This is a genomic window from Pantoea sp. R13S299 (assembly GCF_048515925.1).
In the GTDB taxonomy this organism is placed as follows: domain Bacteria; phylum Pseudomonadota; class Gammaproteobacteria; order Enterobacterales; family Enterobacteriaceae; genus Pantoea.
Window position 1 is genome coordinate 1 of sequence record NZ_JBLYEF010000008.1, and the last position, 11,417, is coordinate 11,417.

Below are 11,417 nucleotides of genomic sequence, written 5' to 3' on the forward strand. Positions count from 1 at the left end.
TTGTTAAAGAGCAGTGCGAACAGTGCGTTAGCGTCCTGTCGCGAGGTGGCGTATATTACGCTTTCCTCCTGCAGAGTCAACCTCTTTCTCAGAAGTTTTTCTCCGGCGGCTCAGTCTCCTGTGCCTCTCAACCCGTTTCCCGTTGCCGGTGTTCCGTGTTGATGGATGCGCATTATAGGGAGTTGTCGGAGAGTCGCAACCCATAAATTGCATAAAAAAGAGCGTTCGCTGCATTCCACAGCAAAAGCCGCTGTTATACGCAGTTACACACAATGTTATCCACACAGAGCGGGCTAAATGAATTTAGGCGAGCATCACGCAAACGTTTTCGCTACAATGCCGGGCAATATTCCGGACACCCCTTTTCGGGGCGTTACCTGAGGTTTTTGAGCTTTTCTTCTTATATAGAAGAGAAAACCGCTGTGAAGCCTGACGTAACGCTCTTATATACGCGAAACAAAGCCAAGGGATAAACCACCATGCAACAACCTCGTCCTGTACGCCGCGCATTGCTCAGTGTCTCTGACAAAGCCGGTATCCTCGAATTTGCTCAGGCGCTCTCAAGTCGCGGTGTCGAACTGCTCTCAACAGGTGGAACAGCTCGCCTTCTGGCGGATGCAGGTCTGGCTGTCACTGAAGTCTCTGACTACACCGGTTTCCCGGAAATGATGGATGGACGCGTCAAAACTCTGCATCCGAAAGTGCATGGCGGCATTTTAGGTCGTCGCGGCCAGGATGATGCCATCATGGCGCAGCACGACATCAGCCCAATCGACATGGTGGTCGTTAACCTCTATCCCTTTGCACAGACTGTCGCCCGTGAAGGATGCTCACTGGAAGACGCGGTGGAAAACATCGACATCGGTGGCCCGACCATGGTGCGCTCTGCTGCCAAGAACCATAAAGATGTCGCCATTGTGGTCAGCAGCGGCGACTACGATGCCATCATTGCTGAAATGGACGCTCATAAGAACGCACTGACGCTTGAGACCCGTTTCGATCTGGCCATCAAAGCCTTCGAACACACCGCCGCCTATGACAGCATGATCGCTAACTACTTCGGTACCCTGGTGCCTGCTTATCACGGCGAACGCAATCAGCCCGCCGGCCGTTTCCCGCGTACCCTGAATCTGAACTTCATTAAGAAGCAGGATATGCGTTACGGCGAAAACAGCCATCAGGATGCGGCCTTCTATATAGAAGAGAATATCACTGAAGCGTCAGTAGCCACCGCGCAGCAGGTTCAGGGCAAAGCGCTCTCCTATAACAATATTGCTGACACGGATGCGGCACTGGAATGCGTTAAAGAGTTCAGTGAGCCCGCGTGCGTCATCGTCAAACATGCTAACCCGTGTGGCGTTGCGACCGGTGACTCTCTGCTGTCAGCCTATGAGCGGGCTTACCAGACCGACCCGACCTCCGCGTTCGGCGGCATCATTGCCTTTAACCGCGAGCTGGATGAAGCGACTGCGCAGGCGATTATCAGTCGCCAGTTTGTTGAAGTGATCATCGCTCCCGCCGTTTCCGAAGCCGCGCTGAAAATTACCGCTGCTAAACAGAATGTCCGTGTCCTGATCTGTGGTCAGTGGCAAAACCGTACTACCGCGCTGGATTTTAAACGCGTCAATGGTGGCCTGCTGGTCCAGGATCGCGATCTCGGTATGGTTGATGCCAGCCAGCTGCGCGTGGTCAGCAAGCGCCAGCCAACCGAGCAGGAGCTGCGTGATGCGCTGTTCTGCTGGAAAGTCGCGAAGTTCGTTAAGTCTAATGCCATTGTTTATTCACGCGATGGCATGACTATCGGTATTGGTGCCGGTCAGATGAGCCGCGTCTACTCCGCTAAAATTGCAGGGATCAAAGCGGGCGATGAAGGTCTTGAAGTGAAAGGCTCAGCCATGGCGTCGGATGCATTCTTCCCGTTCCGTGATGGTATAGATGCTGCGGCTGCGGTAGGCGTGAGCTGCGTTATCCAGCCTGGCGGCTCCATCCGCGATGAAGAAGTGATTGCGGCTGCGGATGAGCATGGCATTGCCATGATCTTCACCGACATGCGTCACTTCCGCCATTAATCGTTCCGGAGAATAACAGATGAAAATTTTAGTAATCGGCAATGGCGGACGTGAGCATGCTCTGGCCTGGAAAGCCGTTCAGTCGCCGCTGGCAGAAACCGTGTTTGTCGCGCCAGGTAACGCGGGTACCGCATTAGAGCCTGCGCTGCAGAACGTCGCGATCAGTGCGACAGATGTCCCTGCCCTGCTTGAATTTGCACAGCGCGAAAAGATCGATCTGACGATTGTCGGACCTGAAGCACCGCTGGTGATGGGTGTCGTGGATGCCTTCCGTGAAGCGGGCCTGGCTATCTTTGGTCCGACGCAGGCTGCTGCACAGCTGGAAGGCTCTAAAGCCTTCACCAAAGATTTCCTGGCACGTCACCAGATCCCCAGCGCGGCGTACCAGAACTTTACCGAAGTTGAGCCTGCTCTCGCGTATCTGCGTGAGAAAGGCGCGCCAATCGTTATCAAAGCCGACGGTCTGGCCGCAGGTAAAGGCGTGATTGTCGCAATGACGCTGCAGGAAGCTGAGGATGCGGTTCAGGATATGCTGGCCGGAAATGCCTTTGGCGACGCCGGACACCGCATTGTGATTGAAGAGTTTCTGGATGGCGAAGAAGCCAGCTTTATCGTAATGGTAGACGGCGAGCATGTACTACCTATGGCCACCAGCCAGGATCACAAACGTGTCGGCGATGGCGATACCGGTCCGAACACCGGCGGAATGGGCGCCTACTCACCGGCTCCGGTTGTCACCAATGAGATCCACCAGCGCGTGATGGATCAGGTTATTTGGCCAACCGTGCGTGGCATGGCCGCTGAAGGCAACGTCTACACCGGTTTTCTCTATGCCGGTCTGATGATTGATCACACCGGGCAGCCAAAAGTGATCGAATTTAACTGTCGCTTCGGCGATCCGGAAACTCAGCCGATCATGCTGCGCCTGCAGTCGGATCTGGTCGATCTTTGCCTTGCCGCCTGCGACGGCAAGCTGGATCAGAAAACGTCACAATGGGATCCACGTCCTGCGCTGGGTGTGGTACTGGCGGCAGGTGGCTATCCGGGTGATTACGCTCAGGGCGATCAGATTCATGGCCTGCCACTGGAAGAAGTGGCTGACGGCAAGGTATTCCACGCCGGAACGCGTCTGGAAGAAGATCGGGTGCTGACGAACGGTGGCCGCGTACTGTGCGTCACCGCACTGGGCGACGATGTCGCTGCGGCGCAAAAGCGGGCTTACGAGCTGACAAAGCCGATCTCATGGCAGGGCAGTTTCTGTCGCCACGATATCGGCTACCGCGCCATTAATCGCAAATAAGCAAAGGGGGCACAGCGTGCCCCCTTTTCACTTCACATATCTTCTTCTGTCGGCTGCTGTGAGCAGTCATCCTTCTGACTGACCCGCAACAACTGTATCCCTTCAGGCGCTTCAAGCCATGACACCATCAGCGGTGCCGCTGCATTACTCTGCTGCTGTGTCAGCATCTGCACATCGTCAGCGTCAAAAGCGGGTCTGACCTGCTGACCTTCACAACTATCCAGCACATTGTTTCCCAGCCAGTGACCCTGTTTCAGGAACACCTGACCGCTTAACAGCGCATCGCTGAGGTTACGCATCCGCTGAGCGTCAAACTTATAGAGCTCGACCGCATCCGGGCTGACTGCTTCACGCCGCTCTGCAAGCTGACGCTGCATAAAGTTGAGACCACCTGCCTGGTCAAAGCGCAGGGTCACATCGTCAGGCTGTTTGCCCTTCACCTGACGCTGAATGCTGATCAATGATTCTTCCAGCCAGACATAGTCAGTCACTTCACCTTCCCCGCCACTGAACGGCGTATAGAGGGTGCGGATATGGACCGACTGATGGTCGCTGTTTTTGCGCCAGATACGCACAACGCCACGATCTGCAAGATAGCCACTGGCAGAAAAGGGAGGAATATCCGGAGTCGAGCTGCAGCCGAAAAGAAACAGGGAGAGAATCAGAACAGATAAACGCGGGAACAGCGGGGTCATGATGGCTGGCCTCTTAAACAAAAGGGGCGAAACGCCCCCTGTTTTAAAGCTTAACCGCAGTGCGACGTCTTACTTAACGGCGTCTTTCAGCGCTTTACCAGACACGAATGCCGGTACATTTGCTGCAGCGATTTTGATCTCTTTGCCAGTCTGCGGGTTACGACCGGTACGCTCAGCGCGGTGGTTCACTTTAAAAGTACCAAAACCAACCAGTTGTACAGCATCACCATCTTTCAGAGACTCAGTGATCGCAGCCAGAGTAGATTCCAGCGCTGCCTTTGCCTGGGTTTTAGACAGGTCAGCTTTTTCTGCGATCACATCAATCAGTTGAGTCTTGTTCATAAGTTATCCTTAAAGTGTATTTATCGCTTGCTAAGCAACGAGTGCGAGGGAAAAGCCATATTCTGGCACTCTTCTGCCTGCACGCACCGATAGCCACAATTTTCAGCCCCCCAAATGTAGACCAGACAGGGGGCCAATGTGAAGCCTCCAGGCGCGCTAATTCGGGCCTGAAGTCACGTTTTATCGCCTTACTGCTGGAAATTTATACCGATGTTGCTAATTCCAGCTTCACGCAGGTCAGATCGCAGACCTTTAATCAATTCAAGGTCGCGCTCTTCACACTCCGACAGCAGTCGGAAAATCTCCCACTGAAGGTCCCACTCATCGATGATAGCCGGGTTTTCACGCAGCTCTTCATCAGTCATTTCGCGTCCAGCCTGGGTCATCTCCAGCATGGCGACAGTGGTAATTGAGGTCTCGCTGACTTCAATGGCATGCTCAAGAGTTTCACCGCTCAGCTGCGCATGCACGACTTCGCTCAATGCTACGCAGGCATCGATAGCCGGATAAACGCCGTAAACCTCAAACGCATCACCATCAGGAATGGCGGCTTCGAGCTTTTCCAGCTGGCTGTCGAAGTTTATCTTCGCATCTTTGACCGTCAGGTTTTCCCAGATCAGATCAAGAATACGGCGATAGAGTGCCGGATCGGCAAATTCAGTCTGCTCGCAGAATGCGCGATAGTTGGGATACATGCGCTCGCACAGGCAGGCCATAAAAGTAAGGTGCTGCCAGCTTTCCAGCTTCGCCAGACGCAGATGAACGGGATTTTGTAACATAAAGGTGGCTCTTATTCGTTTCGCTGGCCGCAGTGTAACTGCAAAACCGCAGCACAAACAGTGTTAAAGCGCGTTTTGCCAGCGCTGGAAAGCGGTTCGGTTAGAAGCAACCGCATCGGCCCAGCGGGTCGGTTCCGGCAACCGGTAACCGCGCGTACAGTTTTCGACCCACTGCAGCGCGGTATCCAGGCTGACGCGATGGCCGGTGGCGACAAACAACGGATTACAGCGCAGTTTGCTGCGCCATACCCAGCCTATCTGCTCACCTTTGTCGATCAGCGGCTGACGACTGCCAGGCTGCGCATCCAGATCGTCAAAACGGCCGCACAGGCGGCTTTTGGCGACGCCAATCGTCGGCACATCGACCAACAGGCCAAAATGCGACGCGACGCCCAGTCGCCTTGGATGCGAAATACCGTGCCCATCCACAAACAGCAGGTCCGGCTTTTGCTCCAGCATCTGCCAGGCGGCCATCAGTGCCGGATATTCACGGAAAGAGAGAAAGCCCGGAATATACGGCATGGTGGTTTCAACGCGCGCGATGCGATGCTCCACCAGTTTTAACGAGGGATACTCCAGTATCACTATCGCTGCCCGCGTAACGGTGCCTTCCTGCTCAAATCCAACGTCCGCTCCGCCAATAAAGCGGGGCGGCAATACGTCAAAGTCATCTTCACGCACCACGTCAGCGGCGCGTTTTAACTGCTCAGCGCGAAGTGCGGCAATATCCATGATTACTCCTGATGCCAGGGACGTGATAAACGATGCACCGCCTCAACGAAGACGCCTGCATTTTCGGGTGGAACATCCTGATGAATACCGTGCCCCAGATTGAATACGTGACCGGTGCCCGAGCCAAAACGCTCCAGGATGCCGGCCACTTCCTGCTCGATACGCTCCGGTGCAGCATAGAGCATAGAAGGATCCATGTTGCCCTGCAGCGCAACTTTGTCGCCTACACGACGGCGTGCATCATCAATATTGGTAGTCCAGTCGAGACCCAGCGCATCACAACCGGTGGCTGCCATCGCTTCCAGCCACTGTCCGCCGCCTTTAGTGAAGAGCGTCACCGGCACGCGGCGACCGTCGTTTTCACGCAGCAGGCCATCAACAATTTTGTGCATGTAATGGAGTGAGAACTCAAGGTAATCACGACGGGTCAGCACGCCGCCCCAGGTATCAAATATCATCACGGACTGCGCACCGGCACGGATCTGAGCGTTGAGATAGAGGATCACGCTGTCGGCCAGCTTATCCAGCATCGCGTGTAGCGTAGCGGGATCGGCATACATCATTTTTTTGATTTTGGTAAACGCCTTGCTGCTACCGCCTTCCACCATGTAGGTGGCCAGCGTCCACGGACTGCCAGAGAAGCCAATCAGCGGCAGATCGCCGTTCAAATTCTTACGGATGGTGCGGACCGCATTCATCACATAGCCCAGCTCCATTTCTGGATCGGGCACCGGTAAACGCTCAACGTCAGCGCGACAGGTCACAGGGTTAGAGAAGCGCGGGCCTTCGCCGGTCTCAAAGTAGAGACCCAGTCCCATCGCATCCGGAATGGTCAGGATGTCACTGAAGAGGATGGCGGCATCCAGCGGATAACGGCGCAGCGGCTGAAGGGTGACTTCACAGGCCAGCTCGGCGTTTTTACACAGCGACATAAAATCACCCGCCTGGGCGCGTGTCGCTTTGTATTCCGGCAAATAGCGCCCGGCTTGTCGCATCATCCATACCGGCGTGACATCAACCGGCTGACGTAACAGGGCACGTAAATAACGATCGTTCTTCAGTTCACTCATCTCAACACTCTCTCAATAACAGGCGTGTAGTGTAGCACTTCTACACTTCGGCACGGCACAGGGCGACGGTATCTTCAATCAGACGGCGCGCCACGGTGCCTGGCGGTGGCAGCAGCGGCAGGTCATCAAAACGGAACCAGGCCGCATCCAGCAGCTCTTTGCCGTCATGTTGCAGATCGCCGCTGTCATACTCCGCCATGAACGCTGTCATCAGCGACTGCGGGAAGGGCCACGGCTGGGAGGTCACGTAACGGACGTTTTTAACGCGGATATTGCTCTCTTCCATCACTTCGCGAGCCACGGCCTGCTCCAGCGTCTCGCCCACTTCGACAAAACCCGCCAGCACGGTGTAGACCTTATTGCGATGGCGGGCATGATTCGCCAGCAGGATTTCATCGCCGCGACGGATAGCCACAATGATGCAGGGCGCAATCTGCGGATAGTAACGCTCACGGCAATGGCTGCAGAGACAGGCAAATTCATGTTTGCTGTGGTGCATCTCATGGCCGCAATAGCCGCACCAGCGATGAGAACGGTAGAATTCCGCCAGCTGCACACCGCGACCCACCAGCTGAAACAGCTCCACATCCTGATCGATCAACTGCCGGACTGAGAACATATCGGAGGCGCGCGGCTCACAAATCAGCCAGACTTTTTCACCCTGCCACTCACCAATGGTACGGGCCTTACTGCCAGTCAAACCAAATTTTTCGGCGTTTCCGCGGGGTAAATCACCTTGTGGCAACCAAAGTTTCTGTTCATGGCTGACAATCCACCATCCAGCGTCTACGCTTGAGATTTCGCATTGCATTTATTTCGTCATCCTTAGCGTCAAATCGCACGCTGAAGCCCTGATGTTAAGTGTGTAGATAAACAACTATAACTCACATGGAGTTAGATATGCTTAACCAGTTAGACGTCCTGGCTGAACGCGTAGGTGGCAGTAATGAACTGGTCGATTCGTGGCTTGAAGCCCGTCGTCAGCTACTGGTGACCTATTATCACCTGGTCGGTCTTAAACCAAATAAAGAGGCGCTGACGCGTCTGGATGAGCAGGCGCTGGACAACTTTTGTCACGGCCTGGTCGATTATCTTTCTGCGGGTCACTTCAGTATCTATGAGCGCGTCATCAGTGAAATGAGTGGCGATAGCCCGATGATTGCTGCTGCGCAGATCTATCCCCCGCTGGAAGCCAATACTGAGCGTCTGATGCAACTGTATGACGGTCACCTGCAGCAGGCGATTGACGACGAAAACTGTATGACCTTCCAGCAGGCGCTATCCGAAGTGGGCGAAGTGCTGGAAGCACGCTTTACACTGGAAGATAAGCTGATTCAGCTGGCATGGGATAACAAGCTTGTCCCCCCGCAGGTGGCGAATGACAGCCATATCGCCCGTCCGGCGTGATAGTCATCGCTGGCAAAAGGGTTGAGATTATCCCGTAGCCCTTTTATGCTGAACAGGTTCTGAGGAGTGCTCTCCAAAGAACCTTTTTTTTTTGCTTTGAAAACTAAGGTTTTTACGCCTGAGTCTGTTATCAGAACTCAATGTGAAAACAGCTTCTTGTCGGAGTGCCCAGTTGGGCTGAGACCGTTAATTCGGGATCCGCGGAACCTGATCAGGTTAGAACCTGCGAAGGGAACAAGAGTAAATCTTCTCTGTATGCCGGCACGCCTGTGCTGTTTATACGGTTACTCCTTCCGAACTCCGGACAAGCATCGTTCCCCCTTAACTGGAAGATTGCTATGTCTGAACCAAAAATGACCCGTCGTGAACAGCGTGCCCAGGCGCAGGAATTTATCGATTCCCTGCAAAGCGGCAGTGCCTTTCCCCAGTCCCGTCGCATCTGGATTACCGGCAGCCGGGAAGATATTCGCGTGCCCATGCGCGAAATCACCCTAAGCCCGACCCACATTGGCGGCAGCAAAGAACAGCCTCTCTATGAGCAAAATGAAGCGGTGCCGGTCTATGACACGGCGGGTGCCTATGGCGATCCCGCGGCACAGATCGATGTGCATCGCGGCCTGGAAAAGCTGCGCGCTCGCTGGATTGCTGAACGCGACGACAGCGAGTTTCTCGAACAGAATAGCTCGGGCTATACGCAACAGCGGCTGGCTGACGAGGGGCTGGATCATCTGCGCTTCGATCATCTTCCCACACCGCGCCGCGCCCGCGCAGGCCGCCGCGTCACGCAACTGCACTATGCCCGCCAGGGGATCATTACCCCGGAGATGGAGTTTATCGCCCTGCGGGAAAACATGGGCCGTGAGCGAATCCGCAGTAAGGTGCTGCTGCAACAGCATCCGGGCCACAGTTTTGGCGCGCATCTGCCAGCCAGCATCACACCCGAGTTTGTGCGTCAGGAGGTGGCGGCCGGACGCGCCATCATTCCTGCCAATATCAATCACCCGGAATCAGAGCCGATGATCATTGGCCGCAACTTCCTGGTGAAGGTCAACGCCAACATCGGTAACTCGGCGGTGACCTCCTCCATCGAGGAAGAAGTGGAAAAGCTGGTCTGGTCGACACGCTGGGGTGCCGACACGGTGATGGATCTCTCGACCGGCCGTTATATTCATGAAACGCGCGAATGGATTTTGCGAAACAGCCCGGTACCCATCGGGACCGTGCCGATCTATCAGGCGCTGGAAAAAGTGAATGGCGTGGCTGAGGCGCTGAACTGGGAAATATTCCGGGACACGCTGCTTGAGCAGGCGGAACAGGGCGTCGATTACTTCACTATTCACGCGGGCGTTCTGCTGCGTTATGTCCCGATGACGGCGAAACGTCTGACCGGCATTGTTTCGCGGGGTGGATCGATCATGGCGAAATGGTGCCTGTCGCATCATCAGGAGAGCTTCCTCTATCAGCACTTCCGCGAGATCTGTGAAATCTGCGCCGCTTACGATGTCTCTCTGTCGCTGGGCGATGGCCTGCGTCCGGGTTCGATTCAGGATGCTAATGACGAGGCGCAGTTTGCCGAACTGCGTACCCTGGGTGAGCTGACCCGTATTGCCTGGGAATATGATGTTCAGGTGATGATTGAAGGTCCGGGCCACGTGCCAATGCATATGATCCGCCGCAATATGACTGAACAGCTCGACCTGTGCGATGAAGCCCCCTTCTACACGCTTGGCCCGCTGACCACCGACATCGCTCCCGGTTATGACCATTTCACCTCAGGCATTGGTGCCGCCATGATTGGCTGGTTTGGTTGCGCCATGCTGTGTTACGTCACACCCAAAGAGCATCTGGGTCTGCCCAACAAAGAGGATGTGAAGCAGGGATTGATCACCTACAAAATCGCGGCGCATGCCGCCGATCTGGCCAAAGGCCATCCCGGTGCGCAGATCCGTGATAACGCCATGTCCAAAGCACGCTTTGAATTCCGCTGGGAAGATCAGTTTAATCTGGCGCTGGATCCCCATACGGCGCGGGAGATGCATGATGAAACCCTGCCGCAGGAGTCGGGCAAGGTGGCCCATTTCTGCTCGATGTGCGGCCCTAAATTCTGCTCGATGAAAATATCCCAGGAGGTGCGCGAGTTTGCTGCACGTCAGGATGCCCGTGCCGAGCCGGTCGAAGTGGGCATGGCGCAGATGTCAGACCGTTTTCGCAGCCACGGCGGTGAACTGTATCATCCCGCCGATGCCATTAAGGAGGAGTAACGATGCCCGTATTCCCTGCTACCGCCCCGCGACTGGGGCTTTATCCGGTGGTTGATAGCCCTGAGTGGATTGAACGCCTGCTGGAGATGGGCGTTCGCACGCTGCAGCTGCGTATCAAAGATCAGCCCGATGAGGTCGCCGAGCCCGCCATTGCCCAGGCGATTGCGCTGGGTAAACGCTATGACGCGCGCCTGTTTATCAATGACTACTGGCAGCTGGCGATAAAACATCAGGCTTATGGCGTGCATCTGGGTCAGGAGGATCTGGATGTGGCCGATCTTGCCCGCATTCATCAGGCCGGATTGCGTTTAGGACTCTCCACCCATGACGATGCAGAACTGGATCGCGCACTGGCAATCCAGCCCTCTTACATCGCCCTTGGGCATATTTTCCCGACGCTGACCAAAGAGATGCCTTCTGCGCCGCAGGGCATTGATCAGCTGAAACGGCATCTGACACGGCTGACGCATATTCCCACCGTGGCGATTGGTGGTATCTCAATTGCGCGTGCACCTGAGGTGCTGGCAACCGGCGTAGGCAGTATTGCGGTAGTGAGCGCGATTACTCAGGCAGACGACTGGCGTGAAGCAACCCGGACTCTGCTGGCGCTGGCAGGACCTGGCAATTAAGGATTTGTGGAACCTGTCGCGCATAGCGGCTGCAAAATCAGTAATGCCAGCTTTCTTCCGGGAAAGCAGCGCGCAGAATGGAATGTTGCCGCTGGTGTGCTGTGATCCAAAACCTTAACGTGGCATCCGTCAG

The 11,417-nt window shown here is 55.3% G+C and carries 11 protein-coding genes and 1 riboswitch; of the genes, 5 read left to right on the plus strand and 6 right to left on the minus strand.

Annotation, left to right across the window (positions count from 1 at the left end; genetic code table 11):
- Positions 1-479 precede the first annotated feature (479 nt).
- Positions 480-2,069: a bifunctional phosphoribosylaminoimidazolecarboxamide formyltransferase/IMP cyclohydrolase gene (gene purH / locus ACN1CO_RS22175; RefSeq protein WP_419140702.1), complete on the plus strand. Its 1,590-nt coding sequence runs from the start codon at positions 480-482 to the stop codon at positions 2,067-2,069.
- A gap of 19 nt (positions 2,070-2,088) precedes the next feature.
- Positions 2,089-3,369, plus strand: a complete 1,281-nt coding sequence (gene purD, locus ACN1CO_RS22180) for a phosphoribosylamine--glycine ligase (RefSeq protein WP_419140703.1) — start codon at positions 2,089-2,091, stop codon at positions 3,367-3,369.
- A gap of 32 nt (positions 3,370-3,401) precedes the next feature.
- On the opposite strand, the gene ACN1CO_RS22185 is transcribed toward purD, so the two are convergent.
- The 6 genes from ACN1CO_RS22185 to nudC form a co-directional block, all read right to left on the minus strand.
- Positions 3,402-4,064, minus strand: a complete 663-nt coding sequence (locus tag ACN1CO_RS22185; RefSeq protein ID WP_419140704.1) for a DUF1481 domain-containing protein — start codon at positions 4,062-4,064, stop codon at positions 3,402-3,404.
- A gap of 69 nt (positions 4,065-4,133) precedes the next feature.
- On the minus strand, positions 4,134-4,406 hold the full coding sequence (gene hupA / locus ACN1CO_RS22190; protein WP_003850136.1) for a nucleoid-associated protein HU-alpha: 273 nt from the start codon (positions 4,404-4,406) through the stop codon (positions 4,134-4,136).
- 188 nt (positions 4,407-4,594) lie between these two features.
- Positions 4,595-5,185, minus strand: a complete 591-nt coding sequence (locus ACN1CO_RS22195) for a YjaG family protein (RefSeq protein ID WP_090967274.1) — start codon at positions 5,183-5,185, stop codon at positions 4,595-4,597.
- A 63-nt stretch (positions 5,186-5,248) separates the two neighbouring features.
- Positions 5,249-5,917 carry a deoxyribonuclease V gene (gene nfi, locus ACN1CO_RS22200; RefSeq protein WP_419140705.1) on the minus strand — a complete coding sequence of 223 codons (669 nt, stop codon included), beginning with the start codon at positions 5,915-5,917 and terminating at the stop codon, positions 5,249-5,251.
- A 2-nt stretch (positions 5,918-5,919) separates the two neighbouring features.
- Entirely contained in the window at positions 5,920-6,987 is a 1,068-nt protein-coding gene (gene hemE / locus ACN1CO_RS22205) for a uroporphyrinogen decarboxylase (RefSeq protein WP_419140706.1), read from the minus strand.
- 40 nt (positions 6,988-7,027) lie between these two features.
- Complete coding sequence (gene nudC / locus ACN1CO_RS22210) at positions 7,028-7,798, minus strand: NAD(+) diphosphatase (protein ID WP_419140707.1); 771 nt, start codon at positions 7,796-7,798, stop codon at positions 7,028-7,030.
- 89 nt (positions 7,799-7,887) lie between these two features.
- Between nudC and rsd the strand changes: the two genes are divergently transcribed.
- The 3 genes from rsd (at position 7,888) to thiE (ending at position 11,284) form a co-directional block, all read left to right on the plus strand.
- Positions 7,888-8,394, plus strand: a complete 507-nt coding sequence (rsd, locus tag ACN1CO_RS22215; RefSeq protein WP_419140708.1) for a sigma D regulator — start codon at positions 7,888-7,890, stop codon at positions 8,392-8,394.
- A 150-nt stretch (positions 8,395-8,544) separates the two neighbouring features.
- A riboswitch (TPP riboswitch) is annotated at positions 8,545-8,645 on the plus strand.
- Positions 8,646-8,732: 87 nt separating this feature from the next.
- Entirely contained in the window at positions 8,733-10,655 is a 1,923-nt protein-coding gene (gene thiC, locus ACN1CO_RS22220) for a phosphomethylpyrimidine synthase ThiC (protein ID WP_419140709.1), read from the plus strand.
- A 2-nt stretch (positions 10,656-10,657) separates the two neighbouring features.
- On the plus strand, positions 10,658-11,284 hold the full coding sequence (gene thiE / locus ACN1CO_RS22225; protein WP_419140710.1) for a thiamine phosphate synthase: 627 nt from the start codon (positions 10,658-10,660) through the stop codon (positions 11,282-11,284).
- Positions 11,285-11,417 lie beyond the last annotated feature (133 nt).